We start from the raw sequence: 20,833 nt of genomic DNA, 5'->3' as shown, positions 1-20,833 counted from the left end.
CTCATCCTCCCGTCAGATGGGGAGCGCGCGTGCGGTCCGCGTCGCCGTCGTCGCCGGGTGGATCGGTCGAGGAGGGCGCGCGGGCCGAGGCCGGTGGCGTCGACCGCGCCCTGGCCCGCTCCCGCCGCGCCTGCCCGGCCTGGTCCAGCGCCACCGCGACCAGCAGCACGCCGCCACGGGCCACGTACTGGTAGAAGGAGTCGATCGCCAGGATCGTCAGGCCGTTGTTGAGCACCCCGAGGACCAGCACGCCGAGCACCGTCCCGCCGATCGTGCCGATGCCGCCGGCCAGCGCGACGCCGCCGAGCACGACCGCGGCGATCGCGTCGAGCTCCAGGCCGGCACCGGCCAGCGGCTGCGCGGAACCGAGCCGGGCGGTCAGCACCACGCCGGCCAGCCCGGCGAGGAGCCCGTTCAGCGTGTACAGCCCGGTGCGGTAGCGGTCGACCCGGATGCCGGCCAGCCGTGCTGCCTCGGCGTTGCCGCCGATCGCGTACACGTTGCGGCCGATGTCGGTGGCGTGCAGCACGACGGCGAGGACGGCGAACACGACCAGCAGGATCACCAGCGGGTTCGGGATGCCGGCGAGGCGGCCGGAGCCGATGTCGAGGAACGGAGCCTCGGTGACACCGATGGCCACGCCGTCGCTGACGATGAACGTCAGGCCCCGGTACACCGACAAGGTCCCGAGCGTGGCGATCAGCGGGTTGATGTTCAGCTTGGTGATGATCAGACCGTTGAACAGGCCGGCCAGCCCGCCGACGACGACGCCCGCGGCGATCGCGAGCGCGACGCTGGACGTCGACGACAGCACGCTGGCCGCGCTGACCCCGGCCAGGGCCACGGTCGAGCCGACCGACACGTCCAGGCCACCGGCGATCATCACCAGCGTGCTGCCGGCGGCGACGACGCCGACCAGCGCCACCGCGACCCCGATGTTCAGCACGTTGTTGGTGGTCAGGAAGTACGGCGAGGCGATGCTGAGCGACACGACGAGCGCGGCCAGCGCCAGCATGACGCCGATGCGGGTGGGCCGCAGGAGATGCCGGGCGGCTGGGATCACGGGCGGCTCCTCTGGTTCGTGCCGAGGGCGAGCGTCAGCAGGCTCTCCTCGGTCGCTTCCGCGCGCGGCACCTCGCCGGCGACCCGGCCGCCGCGCATGACGTACACCCGGTCGGCCAGACCGATCACCTCGACCAGCTCCGACGACACCACGAGGACGGCCAGGCCGTCGGCGGTCAGCCGCCGGATCAGCGCGTAGATCTCGCTCTTCGCGCCGACGTCGATGCCGCGGGTGGGCTCGTCCAGGATCAGCACCGACGGTTCGCGCGCCAGCCACCTGGCCAGCACCACCTTCTGCTGGTTGCCGCCGGACAGAGTGCGCACCCGCGCCTCGGGGTCGGCCGGACGGATGTCCAGCAGCCGCAGGTAGCGCTCGACCCGGTCGACCTCGCGGCGGCGCACCCGCAGGAACCCCAGCCGTGGGCGGACCGTGCGGTGTCCGAGCAGGATGTTCTCGCGCACGCTGCGGTCCGGGACCAGCGCCAGCGCGCGGCGGTCCTCGGGGCAGACCGCGATCCCGGCGGCGATCGCGCCGGACGGGCCGCGGGACCGCACCGGCCGGCCGTCCACCCGGACCTCGCCTCCGGTCAGTGGCTCGGCGCCGGCAAGCGCCCGGACCAGCTTGCTGCGCCCGGAACCGACCAGCCCGGCGATCCCGACCACCTCGCCGGCACGCACGGTGAGGCTCACCGGCCCGACCGAGCCGGTCCGCAGCTCGGTGACGGCCAGCCGCGGCGTGCCGCGGTCGCCGCGTCCGTCGCCGTGCGTGTCCGGGGTGGCGAAGACGGTGGAGATCTGGCGGCCGATCATCATCCGGATCAGCTCGGCGTCGGTGGTGCTGGCGACGGAGACGGTGCCGACTACCCGGCCGTCGCGCATCACCGTCGCCCGGTCGGCGATCTCACGGACCTCCTCCAGCCGGTGCGACACGTAGACGATGCCGACGCCGTCGGAGCGCAGAGTCCGCAAGATCGCGAACAGCCGCTCGGTCTCGCGGCCGGACAGCGACGACGTCGGCTCGTCCAGGGCGAGGACCCGCACGTCGGACGCGAGCGCCTTCATGATCTCGACCAGCTGCCGTGCGGCCGGGCCGAGGCGACGGACCCGCGTGGTGACGTCGATGTCGACGCCGAGCCGCCGGGCCTGCTCGGCCGCCAGCTCGTGCAGGCGCCGCCGGTCCACCAGGTGCCGGCGTGCCGGCAGCGCGCCGATCAGCACGTTCTCGGCGACGCTGCGGTCCATCAGCAGGTTCGGTTCCTGGTAGATGACCCGCACCCGGGCGTCGTGGGCGTCGGCCGGCGTGCGGACGTCGACGCCGGTGCCTGGCAGCACCAGTTCGCCGCCGTCGGGCCGGTGGTCGCCGGCGAGGATGCGCAGCAGCGTGGACTTGCCCGCCCCGTTCTCGCCGAGCAGCGCGTGGATCTCGCCCGGGGCCAGCGTCCACGACACCCGGTCCAGGGCGAGCACGCCCGGGAAGCGCTTGCTCAGCTCCCGGAACTCCACCGCCGGCGCGGCGACCACCGAGCCTGCGTCAGCCACCGAAGACCTCGGCGGCGTTCTCGCGGGTCACGACGACGCCCGGCGACAGCGTCTGCGCCGGCAGCTCCTCGCCGTTCACCAGGGCGTCGTAGAGCTGCTGCACCGCCAGCGCGCCGTTCGCCTCGCCGTCGATGAACAGGTTGCCGCAGTAGGCGTTCTCCTCCGGCTTGAGCATCTCGATGCCGGCCAGGGCGCCGTCGCCGATGCCCACGCCGCAGGAGGTGGCGTCGACGCCGGCCGCCTCCAGCGCGCGGACCGCGCCGACCACGCCCTCTTCGTTGCAGGAGTACACCAGCCAGTGCTGGACGCCCGGGTTCGACGTGAGCAGCCCCTGCATCGCCTGCAGGGCACCGTCGGTGTTGGCGCCGGCGTAGTTGGTCTCGAGGATCTGCTGCTCCTGGAGCCCGTCCAGGCCGTCGAGCAGCGCCTGCTTGGTGGCGTCGGTGCGGGTGGTGCAGCTGGTGACCTCGTCGAAGGTGAGGGCGGCGACCCGCAGGTCCGCGACCGGCCAGCCGCGCTCGGTGGCCAGCGTCGCCAGCTGCGCGCCGACGTCGGCGCCGATCTGCTCGAAGTCGTAGCCGAGGAACGGCACCGGCTGCCCGGACGCGTCCTCGATCGGGTCGTCCAGCGCGAGGACGGTGACGCCGGCCTGCTCGGCCCGGGTCATCAGCGACGGGCCCATCTGCTGGTCGACGGTGATGAGGATGACCCCCTTGGCGCCCTGGTTGATCGCCGTGTCCAGCTGCGACGACATGGTGTTCGCGTCGAACCTGGCGTCCAGGATCAGCGTCTCGACGCCGAGCTCGGCGGACTTGGCCTCCACGCCGGCGGCCTCGGACTGGAAGTAGCCCTGGTCCATCCGCTTGGGCAGATAGGCAAGGACGAGGTCGTCGGCCGACACCTGCTCGCCGGTCGCGTCGTCGCCGCCGTTCGCTTCGCTCGCACTCGTGCACGCCGCCGTCAGCGCGACCGAACCGGCGGCCAGGGCCACGAGCAGTGCCTGTCGTGTGGTCATGGGTCTCTCCCTCGTGACGATGTCAATCGGTGTGGCGCTCGATCCGGCCGTCCTGGTGCACACCGGTGACCGGCCGCTCGTCGGCGTCGAACAGCGTGAGTGTGAGCCAGCTGGACGCCGTGGCGCGGCCGGCCAGGTACCGGGCACGGCCCCGCTCCACCGCGCTGCGGAGACCGTCGTTGGGCCAGGACGTCGCCGGCTCGAGCGCGATGATCCGCGAGCGGCCGAACCACGGGAAGTCCGTTCCGCCGATCTCGGTCCAGCACCACAAATGGGGGAAGGCGGCCAGGTCCCACGCCAGTGCGATGCCCAGCCCGGTGGGCTCGCGCAGTGCCGCCCACCCCGCGGTGACGTCGGTGAGGTACGTGACCCGCTCGCGCGGCCCGCCGGGGACCAGTCGCAGGTCGACCTCGGTGCCGTCCTTGCCTGGGACGAATGGCCACGGCGCGGTGGTGTCCGGCCGCAGGTCGTTGTCGGGCGGGTCGTAGTCGCCGGGCACGTGGACGGTGGCGCCGGGAAGGTCGATCCGGCTGCCGGGCACCGCGTCGAACGCGGGGTGGTGACCCCACAGGTACGGCAGTTCCAGGTCGGACTCGTTGCGCACGGTCTCGGTGAGGCGCACCACGGGGTCGTCCGGGTGCACGTCGATCCGCCGTTCGAGCACGAACGGCAGCCGCGCCGGGGTGCTCATGACCACCGAGGTCGCGGAGACCTCGGTGACGGTCCATCGGGCCGACGAGACCTCGCCGTGGAACGGCAGGGGGACGCCGAGGACCTCGCAGGGGGCGCCGGCGTTGGGGAACAGCTCCTGCCAGCCGCCGCGGTACTCCGAGAGCCAGTCGGCCTCGCTGGAGCCGTAGCTGGTGGAGCCGCTGGCCCGCAACGGGGTGCGCGCGCCGTCGTGGAACAGCGCGTTCGCGCCGCCTGGGCGGCCGACCCGGGTGATCTCGCCGCCGCGGTCCGGATGCACGACAAGCTCGGCGCCGCGGCCGGCCAGCCGGATCACGCTGCCGTTGATGCCCCGGCCACCGTCTCGGCCGCTGTTGGTCATGCGCTCACGCTCCACCGAACGAGTCCGTCGGTTGCTTCATGGACTGGAAACGATTCTTGAAGGTAGAAGTCGTCACCCACGCCCGTCAAGACCTGGTGCTATCCGGAATGTCTTGACGTGGAACGCCGGGGTGGCGCAAGATGGCGACGTTTCCGGAAACGTTCCCAGAATCTGCCAGGATGGTGGTGAAGTGGACTTGAGCGAAGCGGCCGGGCTGGAGCCCCTGACGATCCGGGCGATCGAGACGATTCCGGTCATGGCGCCGCTGGCCCGCGAGTACCGCGGCAGCTACTACCGCATGACCCACCGGGCCACCCTGATCACCAGGGTGATCACCGACCAGGGCATCGTCGGCGAAGCCTACGCCGGTGACGAGGACAAGAGTCTCCAGGCGATCGCCGGTATCGTGCGCGACGAGCTCGCGCCGGCCCTCGTCGGGCTGGACGCCTTCGCCACCGAGCGGTGCTGGGCCGCCGGCTACCCGGTCACCTACGACATCCTGCGCGACCGCCGGCTGGGCCTCGTCGCGCTGGCCGGGGTCGACGCGGCCGTCTGGGACGCCGTGGGCAAGGCGCTGGGCCAGCCCTTGTGGCGGCTGTGGGGCGGTTACCGCGACCGGCTGCCGATGATCTGCATCGGCGGCTACTACGGCAGCACGCCCGAGGCCCTCGGCGAGGAGATGCTCGAGTACAAGCGCATGGGCATCGCCGGCTGCAAGCTCAAGGTCGGCGGCCGAGCCCCGGCCGAGGACGCCGAGCGGGTGCGCGCTGCCCGCGCCGCCGCTGGCGACGACTTCATCCTGGCCATCGACGCCAACCAGGGCTACGACGTCGCCGACGCGCTGGAGTTGTGCCGGCGCATCGCCGACCTGGGCGTGCGCTGGTTCGAGGAACCGGTCGGCTGGAGCAACGACCGGCGGGGCCTGCGCGACGTGCGCATGCGCGGCGGCGTCCCGGTGTGCGCCGGGCAGAGCGAGCTGTCGGCCGGCGGCTGCCGCGACCTCATGGAGGCCGGCGCCATCGACGTGTGCAACTTCGACGCCTCGTGGTCCGGCGGACCGACGGTGTGGCGGCGGGTGGCTGCGATCGCGCATGCCTACGGTGTGCAGATGGGTCACCACGAGGAACCCCAGGTCGCCGCGCACCTGCTGGCCAGCCAGCCGCACGGCACTTATGTCGAGTGCTTCCACCCCGACCGTGACCCGTTCTGGTGGAACCTGATCGCCAACCGGCCGGAGCTGGACGGCGGCGAGCTGCCGCTGCCCACCGGGCCGGGACTCGGCTGGGTCCTCAACCACGACTACATCGACAGTCACCGCCTGGACACCTGAGGAGGACACGCATGACCGCACCGCGCTTGGCCGGCCGGACCGCCGTGGTCACCGGCGGCGCGCAGGGCATCGGCGCGGCGATCGTGGCCAAGCTGCTGGCCGAGGGCGCGCGCGTCGGTTTCCTGGACGTCGACGACAAGCACGCCGACGCCGTCCTGCGCGAGACCGACACCGGGCCGGACCAGCTGGCCTACCGCCACTGCGACATCACCGACCGGGCCGAGGTCGAGGCCGCGGTGGCGGCGCTCGCCACGGCGCACGGGCCGGCGGACGTCCTGGTCAACAACGCCGGCATCAGCGCCTACTTCGACGCCGCCGAGATGGACGAGAGCGACTGGGAGCGGGTGTTCGCCGTCGACCTCAAAGGGGTCTGGCTGGTCACCCGGACCATGCTGCCGGCGATGCGCGCGGCCGGCCGGGGCAGCATCGTGAACATCGCCTCGCTGCACGCGCGGATGACCACCCACGGCATGTTCCCGTACGCCGCGGCCAAGTCCGGGGTGCTCGGGCTGACCCGCAGCCTCGCACTGGACGAGGGGCCGCGCGGCATCAGGGTGAACGCCGTCTCGCCCGGGTACGTTCGCACGCAGCTCGTGCAGGAGTACTTCGAGCAGCAGGACGACCCGCAGCGGGTCGAGCGGGAGGTCCTCGGCGTCCATCCGATGGGCCGCATCGCCACGCCCGCCGAGATCGCCAACGTCGTCGCGTTCGTCGCCTCCGACGAGGCCAGCTTCATGACCGGCGCCGACGTCGCGGTCGACGGCGGGCTCGGCGCCAAGTTCCACACTTGACACCAGCGGAGGTCGCAGATGGAAGTCGCCCCAGGTCTCCACCGCATCGAGACGCCGTTCGGGCCGCGAGTCAACGCCGTCTACCTGTTCGCCGGCAGTCGCGGGTCGCTGCTCGTCGACACCGCCACGGACGAGACGGCGCGCTCGCACGTCATCCCGTACCTGCAGCACGCCGGCGTCGGCCCGGACCGGCTGCGCTACGTGCTCACCACCCACTCCGACTACGACCACATGGCCGGCAACGCCGCGCTGCGCGAGTACGCGCCCGCGGCGGCGTTCGTCTGTCACGAGCTGGACCGGCCGATGATCGAGGACATCGAGCTGATGATCACCGGGCGGTACGGCGAGTTCAGCGCCGACCACGGCCACGACGAGACCGACGACACCAAGGCCGCCATCCGCGCGGCCACCGGCACGACCCCCGTTGACGTCGGCCTGCAGGGCGGCGAGGTCGTCGACCTGGGCGACGGCTGGCGAGTCACGGTCCTGCACACCCCGGGGCACTCGTGGGGGAGCATCAGCGTCCACGACCCGCGCAGCGGCACCCTGGTGGTCGGTGACGCCGTCCTCGGGAACGCCGTGGTCACCGCCGAGGGCGAGCCGGCGTTCCCACCCACCTACCGCTACGTCGACACGTACGTCAGCACCATCCGCGCGATGCGCACCCTCGCGCCCCAGACATTGCTGACCAGCCACTACGCGATCCAGCGCGGGCCGGCCGTCGCCGAGTTCCTGGCCGAGAGCCAGGCGTTCGTCGACCGGACCGAGCAGACGCTGCGCGCGGAGCTGCGGGGCGCCGGCGGTGCGGTGACGGTCCGCGAGCTGACCGAGAAGCTCAGCCCCGAGCTCGGCGGCTGGCCGCAGGAGGCGGCGGCAGCGCTGTTCTTCCCGCTCAGCGGGCATCTCGAGCGGCTTGCGGCCTATGGGCTCATCGAGCTGGTGCCCGATCCGGGGCGGCCGGTCAAGGTCCGGTGGCGCGACTAGTCTCGTGGGCATCATCACTGCGGCGCGGGCTCTCGGAGGCGATGCATGACAGTTGGACTGGGACGGTCGCAGCGCGCCGGGATCCGCCAGGTGGCCGACCGTGCCGGGGTCTCCGTTTCCTCGGTGTCGCGGGTGCTCACCAGCCACCCTGACGTCAGCGCCCGGATGCGCAAGCGAGTACTCGAGGCGGTGGAGCAGCTCGGCTACGAACCGGACTGGCTGGCGCAGAGCATGCGCCGCGGCGCCACGCTCACCGTCGGGTTCGTCGTCGGCGACATCTCCAACCCGCTTTTCGCCCAGATCGCCCTCGGCGCCGAGGTCAGCCTGCAGCGCGAGGGCTACTCGATGCTGCTGGCGAACTCGCAGAACCAGCCGGTGCTCGACGCTCGGCACATCCGGCTGTTCCAGCAGCGTCGTGTCGACGGCCTGCTGCTGAGCCTGGCCAGCGAGAACCACACCGAGACGCTCGAGGCGCTGGCCGGCCTGGAGACCCCGATCGTGCTGATCGACCGCGACCTGCCGCCGGCGGTCGCGGCCAGCGCGGTGCTGTCCGACCACCAGTCGGGGATGCGCGCGGCCGCGGCCTCGCTGATCGAGCTGGGTCACCGGCGCATCGGGATGATCACTGGCTCGATCGACCTGCGGCCCAGCCGCGAGCGCGAGGCCGCACTGCGTGCGGTGTGCGCCGAGCACCCGGAGGTGGGCGCGGTGGTGCGGCCGGGATCGTTCACGGCCGCGCACGGCGCCGCTGCCACGGCCGAGCTGCTCGACGGTGCCGACCCGCCTACCGCCCTGGTCGCCGGCGGCAACCAGATTCTCATCGGGGTGCTGCGCGAGCTGCGGGCCCGAGGGCTGTCGGTGCCGTCGGACATCTCGTTGGTCAGCTGCGACGAGGTGCCGCTGTCGGAGCTGTACGACCCGCCCATCGCCACCATCGTCCGCGACCCGTTCCGCATCGGGCAGCGGGCGGCCGAGCTGCTGCTGGGGCGGCTGCGCGGCGACCAGCCGCACCACGCGGTGCTGCCGTCGATGTTCGCACCCGGCCGCAGTTGCGGCCCGCCACGCTGAGCGCTCCTACTCGCGTACGACGATGACGGCGATCGGCGTGCCGGTGGTGACCTCGTCGTCGGGCGCCACCAGCTGCTCGGTCAACTGACCGCGCACCGGTGCCGGCACGTCGCTCTGCACCTTCGCGGTGTCGACCGCGAGCAGCGGCTCGTTCTCGGCCACCTCGTCGCCGACCTGCTTGTACCACTCCAGGACGACGGCTTCGTCGACCGTCTCGCCCAGCCGGGGAAGCTTGACCGTCACGCGCATTCGTGCCTCCTGGTCAGGCGTGGATGTGGCCGAACATCGCCGACGGGTCCGGTTCCGGTGCCTGCCGCACCTCGGCGACCACCTCGTCGATCCGCTCCGTGACCGCGGACCGCAACGCGTCGACCTCGCCGGCGGTGACGGTACCGGCTGCGACCAACGCGTCGGCGTAGAGCGCGATGGGGTCGCGGCCCTGCCAGGCCTCGAGCTCGCCGTCGGGCCGGTAGGGGCCGGTGTCGGCGCGTGAGTGACCGGAGTACCGGTAGGTCTTCATCTCCAGCAGGGTCGGCCCGTCGCCGCCGCGGGCCCGCTCGACCGCCCGCCGGACCGCCGCCGCGACGTCGTCGACCACCTGGCCGTCGACGGTCTCGGCGGGCATCGCGTAGCTGCCGGCGCGCACGGCCAGGTCGGTGACGGCGGTGGTGCTGGCGATGGGGGAGTACTCGCCGTAGAGGTTGTTCTCGACGACGAACACGACCGGCAGCTTCCAGACCGCGGCCAGGTTCAGCGACTCGTGGAACGCGCCGATGTTCGTGGCGCCGTCGCCGAAGACCGCTACGGCGACGTCGTCGCCGCCGAGCACCTGGCAGCTCAGCCCGGCGCCCACCGCGACCGGGATGCCGCCGCCGACGATCGCGAAGGTCGGCATCAGCCCTACGGCGCGCTCGCTCAGGTGCATCGAGCCGCCGACACCGCCGACCAGGCCGACGGTGCGGCCCATGATCTCGCCGAGCACGGCCGACGGCTCGCAGCCCAGCGCCAGCGCCACACCGTGGCCGCGGTAGGTGCAGGTGACGTGGTCGGTGGGCCGCAGCGTCGCAGCCAGCCCGACAGAGACCGCCTCCTGTCCTTCGCACAGGTGTGTGGTGCCGGACACGACGCCCTCGAAGAACAGGTCCTTGACGCGACCCTCGAACTCGCGGATCTCCATCATCCGTTCCAGCCGGGCGGTGGGGTCGCGCAGCGCGACGCGGCGGTCGAGGCTGGTGCTCATCGGTGCGCTCCTTCCCGCGACCACCAGGGTCGCGGCGTCCGGCCGGTCTCGATCAGCTCTCCCACCTGCTCGCGCACGTACTCGACGGTCGGCACGTAGCGGGTCTCGAGCGGTTTGGCGTAGGGGACGGGGACATCGGGCGAGGTGACCCGGTGCACGGGCGCGCGCAGCTCACCGAACAGCTCCGAGGCGACGCGGGCGGCGATCTCGGTGCCCCAGCCGCCGCTGAACGGTCCTTCCTCGACGACGACCAGCCGGCCGGTGCGGCGCACGGAGTCCAGCACCGTGGCCACGTCCCACGGCACCAGCGTGCGCAGATCGACCACCTCGGCGCCCCAGCCGGCGCCGTCGGCCGCCTCCTGCGCCACCGGCACCGTCCCGCCGAGGGCGACCAGCGTGACGTCGTCGCCGGCGGTCCGGACCTCGGCGCTGCCCAACGCGATGATGCCGTCGTCACCGGTGACGACCTCGGCCCGTCCGCCGTAGAGCCGGCGCGGCTCGAGCACGACGACGGGGTCGTCGTCACGGACGGCGGCCCGCAGCAACCCGTAGGCCGTCTGCGGGCCGGAGGCCACGGCGACCTTCAGCCCCGGCGTGGCGTAGAACCACGTCTCGAGGCACTGGGAGTGCTGCGCGCCGAACCCCAGCCCGGCGCCCACGGATGCGCGGACCGTCAGCGGCACGCCGTATTGGCCGGCGGAGAGGTACCGGAGCTTCGCCGCCTCGGTCACCAGCTGGTCGAGGGCCACGCCGAGGAACTCTCCGAACATGATCTCCACGACCGGTCGTAGCCCCGTCGCGGCGGCACCGACGGCGGCGCCGAGAAAGCCCATCTCCGAGATCGGGGTGTCGCGCACCCGGCCGACGCCGAACTCGGCGAGCAGCCCGTCGGTGGCCTTGAACACCCCGCCCGGAACGGCGACATCCTCGCCGATCACGACGACGGCGGGGTCCTCACGCATCGCATCCGCCAATGCCGCGGAGACGGCCTGGTTCATCCTGAGCTTGGTCACATCACACTCCAGCCGAGTTCTGGAATCGATTCCAGCAAACTAGTGCGCACATGGTGCCATATCAAGGGTTGTTCCAGATTTCGGGAACGATTCCAGAACAGCTAGGTCGTACGCTACGGCGCTCGAAGTGAGGGTGGCGCCACCACCGCCGCGGCGGTCGCACACCTCCAACGCGGTGATCTCACACCGATCGGCGATCGCGGTACCCCTTGACATCCTCCGGTCGGTCTGATTCCGTATGGCTCACGCGGTGACACGAGTAAACAGATTCGCCGATGCGGGATCGAAAACACGTTGTTTTTGCACTTCACAGCGCTAAGACGCGTGTACAACACGAGTAAACTCAAGAGTCCCGATCGTGAGGAGTCGAGGCCGATGCGTACGGTCGCACTGGTCCTTACGGGCCTCATCGGCGCCCTGGTGGCGGGTCCGGGGCAGCCTGACTACGAGAACGAGGCCGAGTCGTGGACTCCGGCGCCGAGCTGTGCCAGCGGTCTGAGCAAGGTGGACTCGGCCAGCGACGAGTTCGACGAGCCGCTCGACGGGCGTTGGCGGGTCTACGACGTCGCGAACGGCGATCGTTCGGCCGAGCTCGCATACCTGCCGGAGATGGTGGAGGTCTCGGGCGGGGTCCTCCGGCTCTACGTCCGGGCGGACGACCCCGACGACGGTGTCAACGGCTATCCGGCCGGCGCGGTCGAGTCCACCTTCGACGTGATCGGCGCGAGCCCGGGACAGGCCAGCTGCGTGGAGGTCCGCACCAAGGGCTTCGCCGCGAACGTGGCGCGGCCGGGTACGTGGGACCAGAACGTCTTCAGCGCGGTCTGGCTCCACGACCGGCCCTCCCGGTACGAGCTGAACCCGAACCCGGAGATCGACATCCAGGAGTTCATCCAGACGGACCAGGTCTACAGCGCCTTGCACACCTGGGAGCTCGACTCAGCGGACGACGAGACCCCCACGCGCACGGACCCGGACCGCTGTCACACCGGCAAGCCCGACACCTCACCCGTCGGCGAGGGCATCGACGACTGTCACTCCGCCTCGCTGGGGCTGGGTGACCTGACCGCGTCCCAGCATACGTACGGGCTGCGGCGCGAGATCGCGGTCATCGACGGTGAGGCGGCCGGCCTGCTGACCGTGTACGTGGACGGGATCGCCACGTGGACCAGGCAGTTCCCGGCTGACAGCCCGTTCGTCACCGACGACCGGCACGTCATTCTCAGCACCCAGGGCAACCCACCCGGCGACCCCGGTCCGCCGTTCCCGAAGGTGGCGTTGCACGCCTGGGTCCGTACCTACGCCTGATGGAGGTCAATCATGGTCGGACGTGAAGGACTCCGCAGAGGCGCCCTCTCGGTGGTCGTGGCGAGCGCGGCGGTGACGGCGAACGCCGCCCTCGGTGTCTCGGAGCCCGACGACAACGAGGTGAGCGCGTCGCCGGGGTGGCACGACGTACCCACGCTGTGCAACAGCGGGCTGCGGCTGGTGCCCAAGGCCAGCGACGAGTTCGACCGCCGCCTCGGCTCGAAGTGGCGCCTGTACGACTACTACGACACGTCGCTGACCACCGGCACCCCGGGCAGGCGATCGGGTGAGCTGTACTACCGAACCGACATGGTGAGCATGGACGACGGCACCCTGAGCCTGAGCATCGTCGACGAGCCCGAGGACGTCGACGGCGACGGCAGCCTCGACTACCCGGCCGGCGGAGTCGAGTCGACGTTCGACGTCCCGGGCGCGACCGAGCGCCGGGCCAGCTGCGTCGAGGTCCGCACGCAGGGCTTCGCCGCCAACGTCGCGAGCCACAACGCGTGGGACCAGAACGTGTTCAGCGCGGTATGGATGACTAGCCGCCCGCCCAGCCACGAGACGAACCCGAACCCGGAGATCGACATCCAGGAGTTCTTCTGGGCCGACGAGATGCACATGGCCCTGCACCTGTGGGAGTCCCCGCCGCCACCGGAATCGCCGACGCCGGCCGAGCACACCGCGGTCGACAACTGCCGGACCGGGCGAGCGGACCAGACCGAGGACCCGGCAGGCACGATCGACGACTGCGAGACCGAGCCGCTGGGCGATGGCATGCTCACCGACGCCATGCACACCTACGCCGTCCGGCGCGAGATCGTCCAGGTCGACGGCAGCCCAGTGGGCCTGCTGACCTTCTACTTCGACGGGCGGCCGACGTGGACGAAGGAGCTGCCCGCCGACTCGCCGCTGATCACGCAGGCGCGTCACCTCATCCTCAGCACCCAGGGCAACCCGCCGGGCGGTCCCGGCCTGGACTTCCCGAAGGTGGCCGAGCACGACTGGGTCCGGACGTACAACTGATGCAGCGGACGACGAGGTCCTCGACGCGCGCCCGGAGCCAGTTTGCCCTCGTGCTAGCGCTGGCCACCACCGCGATGGCGGCGCCCGGAGCGGCCGCGGAACCGGTCACGGTGACCATCGGGCACACGACGCCCGGCAACGTCTTCGCCTCGGACGCCGTGCCGAGCTTCGACGTGTCGACAGCAGCGCCGCAGGTGTCCTGGACCGCACACGACTACTGGGGACAGGAGGTCGCGACCGGCACCACGCCCACGGTCGACGGTCACGCGCACCTGCGGGTGGAGGTCGACGTCCCCGGCTACTTCGAGCTGCGGGTGGAGGCGGCGGACACCGAGGCCGCCGAGGCCGTCGAGACGTCGTTCGCGGTGTTGGCGCCCGCCAGCCGATCCGCGACCGACCCCGTTCGGTTCGGGGTGCAGACCCACTTCGCCCATGGCTGGGATCCCGGGATCATCGTCCCGCTGCTGACGAACATCGGGGTGCAGACGGTCCGGGACGCACAGCAGTGGCAGCTCATCGAGACGTCACCGGGAGGCTACGACTTCGGCGTCGAGGACGGCCGGTTCGAGGAGTACATGGAGGCGCTCGCCGAGCACTCCGTCGAGCCGCTGATCAACTTCGGCCTGTACAACCCGAACCACGACGGCGGTGCCACCCCCTACACCGAAGAGGGACGGCAGGCCTTCGCCAGGTTCGTCCAGGAGGTCTTGGCCCACTACGGCGACCAGATCGGCCAGGTCGGCGTCTACAACGAACCCAACAGCCTGAAGTTCGGCGACCGCGGCGACGGCCCGGCCGACGCCCGTCCGGACTATCACGCCGACCTCGCCCAAGCGGTGTACGAAGCCGTCCAGGAGGTGCGGCCTGACGTCAATGTCGTCGCGCCCGAGCTGCTGGCGAAGACGCAGGACTTCGCCGACGGCCTGCCGTGGCTGGAGGAATACCTTCGCGCCGGCGGCGCCGACGCGCTCGACGTCGTCTCTCTGCATCCCTACCGGGCCTGCTGCACGCCGGAGACGCTGCCCGACGACATCGCCGACGTCCGCCGCCTGATGGATGAGAACGGCGCGGCCGACGCGCCGATCTGGTTCAGCGAGCTCGGCTGGCCGACGAACGACAAGTCCGAGCACACGACCGAACGGGCGCAGGCGCAGTACCTGCCACGGTCGTACGTCCTGGCGTTCTCCGCGGGAGTGGAGCGGTTCTACTGGTACAACTTCATGGACCACAACAGCGGCCCGTTCGGCCTGCTCCGGCGCCCTGGCGACCCGCGGGGCGACTACACGCCGAAGCCGTCCTACGTCGCCTACGGCGTCATGACCGCGCAGCTGTCCGGGCTGTCCTACGAAGGTCCGGAGCGGGCTCCGGACGGTGTGCGCAGTCACCGCTTCGGCGACGGCACGACGACCGTGCGGACCATGTGGGCGCCGGACGCCGACACGCCGGTCAGGCTGATGACCAACAAGCCGATCCAGGTGACCGACACGATGGGCGTGACCCGCACCATCACTCCGTACCGAGGCTCGGTGTCGTTGACCCTGACCGGCGACCCACTGTACGTACGCGGTGACGTCAAGGCGGTCCTGCGTCCACGGAGCACCACGTGACCGATACTCCCAACATCCTGCTGATCACGACCGACCAGCACCACCACCGGGCCCTCGGGCACCACACCCCGGTGCTGAGGACGCCTCACCTCGACCGGATCGCGAACGAGGGAGCCAGGTTCGACCGCGCCTACTGCCCCAACCCGCTGTGCTCGCCGTCGCGGTCATCCCTGATCACCGGCAGGTACCCGTCCGCACACGGCTGCTGGACGATCGGCACCAGCCTCGACCGCGAGTCGCGCACGGTCGGCCACCTGCTCGGGGCAGCCGGGTATGCGACGTCGCTCATCGGCAAGGCCCACTTCGAGCCGCTGGCGGCGACGCCGGACCAGCCGTCGCTCGAACGCGCCGAGCTGCTGCGTGACCTGGCGTTCTGGGCCGGGTTCCACGGTCCGTACTACGGCTTCGACCACATCGAGCTCGCCCGCAACCACGCCGACGAGCGGTGGGCCGGCCAGCACTACGCGCTGTGGATGGAGAGCCACGGGTTGGCGAACTGGCGCGAGTTCTTCCGCGGCGGATCCCACTACACACCGCGCGAGCACGTCTGGGACCTGCCGGAGGAGAGCCACTACACGCACTTCGTGGCCGAGCGCACGATCGCCGCGATGGACAGCGCGGTGGGCGCGGGCCGGCCGTTCTTCACCTGGGCGAGCTTCCAAGATCCTCACCCGCCATACCTCGTCCCCGAGCCGTGGGCGTCGATGTACAGCCCGGACGACGTCCAGCCGGGCACCCTCGCCGACGGCGAGCTCGAGGCGATGCCGGAATGGTTCGGCCTGACTCAGGAGGACGACCCGGACTTCTCGGCCTGGCAGGAGACCGAGCACGCCAACCACGGCTTCGTCGGCCATCGCGTGGAGCCGGACCGGCTGCGCCGGGACCTGGCGGTCTACTACGGCATGATCAGCCTGGTCGACGCCGGGATCGGCCGCCTGCTCGACCATCTGGAGCGTCAGGGACTGGCGGGGGAGACGCTGGTCGTCTTCACCACCGACCACGGCCACTTCCTCGGCCAGCACGGGCTGACCGCCAAGGGCCCGTTCCACTACGAGGACCTCATCCGGATCCCCATGCTGGCCCGCTATCCCGGCCGGATCCCCGCCGGTAGCCAGGTGACGGCCCTACAGAGCCTGATCGACCTCGCGCCCACGTTCCTGCGGGCGGCAGGGCTCCCGGTGCCGGGCGACATGCAGGGGGTCGATCAGCTCGACGTCTGGTGCGGCACGCGGGAGCCAGCACGCGAGCACGTGCTGGTGGAGAACCGCCACCAGCCGACGGCCGTGCACATCCGCACGTACGTCGACGAGCGCTACAAGATGACCCTCTATCGCGACCAGCCCGCCGGCGAGCTCTTCGATCTTCAGCGCGACCCGGGCGAGCTGCGCAACCTGTTCGACGACCCGTCGCACGCCGAGCTGCGGGCCGAGGTCAGCCACCGCTTCCTCAACGCCGAGATCCGCCGCGAGGCGAGCAAGTACGAACGGATCGCCGTTGCTTGAGAACAGGCCGAACATCGTCTTCATCATGTCCGACGACCACGCGGCACACGCGATCAGCGCCTACGGCAGCGCCCTGAACCACACGCCCCAGCTGGATCGCGTCGCCGAGGAGGGGATGCGGTTCGACAACTGCTTCTGCACGAACGCGATCTGCGCGCCGAGCCGGGCGGTCATCCTCACCGGCACCCACAACCACGTCAACGGCGTGATGGCGATGGCGAGCCCGTTCGACTCGGCGCAGCCGACGTTCCCGGCGCTGATGCGTGACGCCGGCTACCAGACGGCGCTGTTCGGGAAGTGGCATCTCGGCGAGGGCTCCGGCCACGACCCGCAGGGGTTCGACGAGTGGCGGGTGCTCTACGGCCAGGGCCAGTACTACGATCCCGTGCTCCGCACGCCCCGCGGCGACGAGCAGCACGATGGGTACGTGACCGACATCCTGACCGACCTGAGCGTGGACTGGCTGGGCTCGGTCGATCGCGATCGCCCGTTCTGCCTGCTGCTGCACCACAAGGCGCCGCACCGGTCGTGGCTGCCGGCCGAGCGGCACCGCGACCTCTACCAGGGCGAGGTCTTCGTGGAGCCGGCGACGTTCCGGGACGACTACGCCACCCGGTGCGGTGCGGCGCAAGCCGCGCGGATGCGCGTCGGAGAGCACCTCAAGCCGCGCGACCTCAAGGAGGACGTCCCGCCCGGGCTCGACGACGCGGGCCGCAGGTCGTGGGAGTACCAGCGGTTCATCACCGACTACCTGCGCTGCGTCGCCGCGATCGACGAGAGCGTGGGGCGCGTGCTCGATCACCTCGACCAGGCCGGCCTCGCCGACGACACGATCGTCGTCTACACCTCCGACCAGGGGTTCTTCCTCGGCGACCACGGCTGGTTCGACAAGCGGTTCATCTACGAGCACTCCCTGCGGATGCCGCTGCTGATCCGCTACCCGCGGGAGATTCGGCCGGGATCGGTCTGCCAGGACCTGGTCGCGAACGTCGACTTCGCGCAGACGTTCCTCGACTGGGCCGGCGTCGACGCGCCGGCGCGCATGCAGGGGGTCAGCCTTCGTCCGCTGGTGTCCGGACGCGACTCAAACCCGCCCCGGGACGCCGTCTACTACCGGTACTGGCAGCACGACGACCCGACCCACGGCGTCTGGGCGCACTACGGCGTGCGCACCGATCGCTACAAGCTCGTCTACTTCTACAACGACGGCATGGCGCTGCCGGGCACCGGCACCAGCTCGCCGGCGCCGTGCTGGGAGCTCTACGACCTGGCCGACGACCCGGATGAACTGGCCAACGTCTGGAACGACCCGTCCTACCGGCAGGTCCGGGACGAGCTGACGGCGGTGCTGGCACGCGAGCAGGCGGCGGTCGGCGACACTCCGCACCGGAGCCAGGGGTGAGGCTCGACGCGAGAACCGAAGCCGCATACCGGGTCGTCGAGACGTACCTGGCCGGCGAGCGCCCGCGCACGGCGCGCCCGCCCGAGGGTGTGCTGGCCCGACCGTACGTGGACCCCGCCTCGGTGTACCGCGGGCAGTTGTGGGACTGGGATGCCTACTTCACGCTGCTCGCCCTGACACCGCACCTGGGCGACACGACGCTGGCGCGCGACTGCGTGCTGAACTTCCTGGACCACCAGCGCGACGACGGCTCGATCCCGTACGTCATCGGGGCCCACGACGCCGACGGCCCCGATCACCGGGCACGCGAGTCGCCGATGAACTCGGCCAAGCCGGTACTGGCCCAGCTTGCCCTGCTGACGGAGGACCCGGCGGGCTGGGCCGGGCCGGCGCTGCCCGGGCTGCGGCGGCACGTCGCGCACTGGCAGAAGACCCAGCTGCACGACTCCGGCCTCTTCTGCTGGCGCAGCCACCGGGGGAGCGGCGCGGACAACCACCCCGGGGTCTACGGTCGCCCGCGGGACTCGACCGCCGGCGTCGACCTCAACTGCCTGTTCGTCGCCGAGTACGGAGCGCTCGCAGAGCTGCACGCCGCCGTCGGCGACCTGGACGGTGCCCGCCACTACGCCGAGCGGCGGGCCGAGCTCGCGGCGCGGGTGCGACGCCTGCTCTGGGACCCGGTGATGTCGGATTTCTGCCACGCCGACACGCTGACCACCACCCCGCCCGGGACCAGGCAGAACGCCGATTGGTTCGTTCCGCTGCGCTATCGGTCGTGGGTCGGCTTCTACGCGTTGTGGTCCGGTGTGGCCACTCCGGAGCAGGCGGCCGCGATGGTCGATGCCAGCGATCTCTTCTGCGATGCCGGCATCCGCACCCTGTCGCCCCGTGAGCCGCTGTACAACCTGGCCGCCAGCGGCAACCCGTCGAACTGGCAGGGGCCGGTCTGGGTGGTCGCCAACTACATCGCCTTCGCCGGGTTGCTGGACTACGGCTACGTCGCCCAGGCGCGACGCATCCTGACCGGCACGCTCGTGATGCTGGCCGACGACCTGGAGCACACCGGGACGCTGCACGAGTACTACGACCCCGACACGGGCCGCGGCATCCAGGGCGCCGGGTTCCTCAACTGGAACTTCCTCGCCACGACGATGTACCAGGCCTACGTGGAGCGCGCGCCCGGCTGACCATCGGCCGTCATCGCCGATGACGACGCGGGCATCACCATGACGGCCACGCCAGCTGGAGGGCCAGTCGATCGGCACGCTCGGGGTCGATGACGGTGTTTGGCGACGCTTGAAGCGCCCCGTACGGGCGTTCCCGCCGTGAGGCCTCTGGTCTGACGTTTGTCGGTGGGTCGGGGTAGGGTGGTTCACATGTTCGAGAAAGAGGGTCTGGCTGCTGGTTTGTCCGCTGGTTTGCTGGTCGGTCGTGACCCGCGGACCGGTGTGTGGGTCAGTTACGAACCCTGGGAGCTTCCCGACGACCTGCCGGCCGCGCATGGGCTGGTTCCCGACGGATTCCTTGGCGCCGAGCTGACCGCCTTGCTCGACGCCGGCCTGCGCGACGACCCGGCCGCGGACGGATCGTTCGAGGCGGTGGCGCCGGGGCCGGAGCTGGCGGTGCGTCTGGCCGCGGTGGACCTGTCGGTGACCTGCACGTACGACGTGGTGGAGGCCGCTGCTGGGTGGGCGCGGCTGATCTCGTGGGCGCAGGCCGGGCAGGCCCGGGTGCTGGCCGAGCTGAGTACCCGCCCGCAGCTGCGGCCCGGTCGGTGTGGGTATCGGTCGGTGAACCCGGTCACCATCACCGCGGTGGAGGTGGCCGCCCGCACGGTCACGACCACCCGGCAGGCGGAGAACCTGGTCGGGCATGCGGTGCAACTCGTGACCGACTTCCCGGCCACCCATCTGGCACTGGCGGCCGGGGTGATCGATGAGCGGCGCGCGAAAGTGATCACCGGTGAGCTGGGTGGGAGGACCGGCAGGTCCGCCGGCGGGTCGAGGCCGCGGTGCTGCCGGTGGCGCCGGGCCTGGATTCGGTGATGCTGCGCCGGAGGATCACCCAACTGCTGCACGAGCTCGCCCCGGTGAGCACCCAGCAGCGCTGCCAGGCCGCGCGGGAGCGCCGCGATGTCACCATCACCGCGGCCCCGGACGCCATGGCCTACCTGGAGGCGCACCTGCCCGCCGAGGACGCCATCGCGGTCAAAACCGTGCTCGATGCCGCCGCCCACGGCCTCAAACGCCACGACATCGCGGCCGGGCACCAGCCGCGCACGGCAGCCCAGCGCCGCGCCGACGCCCTGGCCGCGCTGGCCTGGACAACCCTGCACACCCAGACCATCGCCCCCGCCGGCAGCGACCACGCCGCCGACACCGGCACCGGCGCCGGTGCGGGTCGCGGGGGTGCGGCACCGATCCCGCTCGCCTCGGCGCAGGGCCGCCCGGTCACCGTGCACGTCACCTTCCCGCTGCGTTCCCTGATCGGGCTCACCGACGAGCCGGGCCACCTGGACGGCTACGGCCCCATCCCCGCACACACCGCCGGCCACCTCGCCGCCGCCGGGATCTGGCAATGGGTCCGCACCCACCCCGCCACCGGCCAGGTCCTCGATCACGGCCGCATGAGATACCGACCGACGCAGTCACTTATCGACCACGTCGTCCTCCGGGACCGGACCTGCCGCACCCCCGGCTGCCACCGAAGCGCCATCGGCTGTGACATCGACCACCGCGTCGCTCACGGTGCGGGCGGGCCCACCAGCGCCTGCAACTGCCAACCCCTGTGCCGCCACCACCACCTACTCAAACACCACACCGGTTATGCGATCACCCGACTGCCCACCGCCACCACCCGATGGACCAGCCCCACCGGCCACACCTACGACAAACC

The 20,833-nt window shown here is 71.3% G+C and carries 19 protein-coding genes; 12 read left to right on the top strand and 7 right to left on the bottom strand.

The genetic code is table 11. The features are described 5' to 3' along the window. Position 1: 1 nt before the first annotated feature. The 4 genes from E1269_RS12885 to E1269_RS12870 are packed head-to-tail and all read right to left on the bottom strand — an operon-like array spanning position 2 to position 4,667. Entirely contained in the window at positions 2–1,063 is a 1,062-nt protein-coding gene (locus E1269_RS12885) for an ABC transporter permease (RefSeq protein WP_203433469.1), read from the bottom strand. Next, positions 1,060–2,601, bottom strand: coding sequence for a sugar ABC transporter ATP-binding protein (locus tag E1269_RS12880; RefSeq protein ID WP_203433467.1), 1,542 nt, complete (start codon positions 2,599–2,601; stop codon positions 1,060–1,062). The genes E1269_RS12885 and E1269_RS12880 overlap by 4 nt, the downstream gene beginning before the upstream one ends. Then, entirely contained in the window at positions 2,594–3,616 is a 1,023-nt protein-coding gene (locus tag E1269_RS12875; RefSeq protein WP_131895046.1) for a substrate-binding domain-containing protein, read from the bottom strand. The genes E1269_RS12880 and E1269_RS12875 overlap by 8 nt, the downstream gene beginning before the upstream one ends. Before the next feature lie 22 nt (positions 3,617–3,638). Next, positions 3,639–4,667 carry a DUF4432 family protein gene (locus tag E1269_RS12870; protein WP_131895044.1) on the bottom strand — a complete coding sequence of 343 codons (1,029 nt, stop codon included), beginning with the start codon at positions 4,665–4,667 and terminating at the stop codon, positions 3,639–3,641. A 190-nt stretch (positions 4,668–4,857) separates the two neighbouring features. Here E1269_RS12870 and E1269_RS12865 point away from each other — a divergent pair, with 190 nt between their 5' ends. The 4 genes from E1269_RS12865 to E1269_RS12850 are packed head-to-tail and all read left to right on the top strand — an operon-like array spanning position 4,858 to position 8,840. After that, a complete protein-coding gene (locus E1269_RS12865) occupies positions 4,858–5,997 on the top strand; it encodes a mandelate racemase/muconate lactonizing enzyme family protein (protein ID WP_203433465.1) in 1,140 nt (379 codons plus the stop codon). Between the two features lie 11 nt (positions 5,998–6,008). After that, entirely contained in the window at positions 6,009–6,788 is a 780-nt protein-coding gene (locus E1269_RS12860) for a glucose 1-dehydrogenase (RefSeq protein ID WP_131895042.1), read from the top strand. Between the two features lie 18 nt (positions 6,789–6,806). After that, complete coding sequence (locus E1269_RS12855; RefSeq protein WP_131895040.1) at positions 6,807–7,772, top strand: MBL fold metallo-hydrolase; 966 nt, start codon at positions 6,807–6,809, stop codon at positions 7,770–7,772. Between the two features lie 45 nt (positions 7,773–7,817). Continuing rightward, positions 7,818–8,840, top strand: coding sequence for a LacI family DNA-binding transcriptional regulator (locus tag E1269_RS12850; RefSeq protein ID WP_131895038.1), 1,023 nt, complete (start codon positions 7,818–7,820; stop codon positions 8,838–8,840). 6 nt (positions 8,841–8,846) lie between these two features. Here E1269_RS12850 and E1269_RS12845 read toward each other — a convergent pair whose 3' ends face one another. The 3 genes from E1269_RS12845 to E1269_RS12835 are packed head-to-tail and all read right to left on the bottom strand — an operon-like array spanning position 8,847 to position 11,093. Then, positions 8,847–9,089, bottom strand: a complete 243-nt coding sequence (locus E1269_RS12845) for a biotin/lipoyl-containing protein (protein WP_131895036.1) — start codon at positions 9,087–9,089, stop codon at positions 8,847–8,849. Positions 9,090–9,102: 13 nt separating this feature from the next. Then, entirely contained in the window at positions 9,103–10,080 is a 978-nt protein-coding gene (locus E1269_RS12840; RefSeq protein ID WP_131895034.1) for a thiamine pyrophosphate-dependent dehydrogenase E1 component subunit alpha, read from the bottom strand. Next, on the bottom strand, positions 10,077–11,093 hold the full coding sequence (locus E1269_RS12835) for an alpha-ketoacid dehydrogenase subunit beta (RefSeq protein ID WP_203433463.1): 1,017 nt from the start codon (positions 11,091–11,093) through the stop codon (positions 10,077–10,079). Before E1269_RS12835 ends, E1269_RS12840 begins: the two co-directional genes overlap by 4 nt. A gap of 375 nt (positions 11,094–11,468) precedes the next feature. Here E1269_RS12835 and E1269_RS12830 point away from each other — a divergent pair, with 375 nt between their 5' ends. From E1269_RS12830 to E1269_RS33795, 8 genes are all read left to right on the top strand, one after another. Next, positions 11,469–12,401 carry a hypothetical protein gene (locus tag E1269_RS12830; protein WP_131895032.1) on the top strand — a complete coding sequence of 311 codons (933 nt, stop codon included), beginning with the start codon at positions 11,469–11,471 and terminating at the stop codon, positions 12,399–12,401. Positions 12,402–12,413: 12 nt separating this feature from the next. Further along, positions 12,414–13,427: a LamG domain-containing protein gene (locus E1269_RS12825; RefSeq protein WP_131895030.1), complete on the top strand. Its 1,014-nt coding sequence runs from the start codon at positions 12,414–12,416 to the stop codon at positions 13,425–13,427. A 50-nt stretch (positions 13,428–13,477) separates the two neighbouring features. Then, positions 13,478–15,034 (top strand): glycosyl hydrolase, encoded by a 1,557-nt coding sequence (locus tag E1269_RS12820; protein WP_131895028.1) that lies wholly within the window; start codon positions 13,478–13,480, stop codon positions 15,032–15,034. Further along, entirely contained in the window at positions 15,031–16,536 is a 1,506-nt protein-coding gene (locus E1269_RS12815) for a sulfatase family protein (protein WP_131895026.1), read from the top strand. The genes E1269_RS12820 and E1269_RS12815 overlap by 4 nt, the downstream gene beginning before the upstream one ends. Next, positions 16,529–17,938: a sulfatase family protein gene (locus E1269_RS12810; protein WP_131895024.1), complete on the top strand. Its 1,410-nt coding sequence runs from the start codon at positions 16,529–16,531 to the stop codon at positions 17,936–17,938. The genes E1269_RS12815 and E1269_RS12810 overlap by 8 nt, the downstream gene beginning before the upstream one ends. Continuing rightward, positions 17,935–19,125, top strand: a complete 1,191-nt coding sequence (locus E1269_RS12805) for an amylo-alpha-1,6-glucosidase (RefSeq protein WP_131895022.1) — start codon at positions 17,935–17,937, stop codon at positions 19,123–19,125. Before E1269_RS12810 ends, E1269_RS12805 begins: the two co-directional genes overlap by 4 nt. A gap of 189 nt (positions 19,126–19,314) precedes the next feature. Then, a complete protein-coding gene (locus E1269_RS33800) occupies positions 19,315–19,983 on the top strand; it encodes a DUF222 domain-containing protein (protein ID WP_131895020.1) in 669 nt (222 codons plus the stop codon). Next, a partial coding sequence (locus tag E1269_RS33795) for an HNH endonuclease signature motif containing protein (RefSeq protein ID WP_275264481.1) occupies positions 19,959–20,833 on the top strand: 875 nt, incomplete at its 3' end. The genes E1269_RS33800 and E1269_RS33795, both read left to right, overlap by 25 nt.

Origin of the sequence: Jiangella asiatica (assembly GCF_004349065.1) — a bacterium.
GTDB lineage: Bacteria > Actinomycetota > Actinomycetes > Jiangellales > Jiangellaceae > Jiangella > Jiangella asiatica.
The sequence above is the reverse complement of the archived record's forward strand: the minus strand, read 5'-3'. Positions and strand labels throughout refer to the sequence as shown.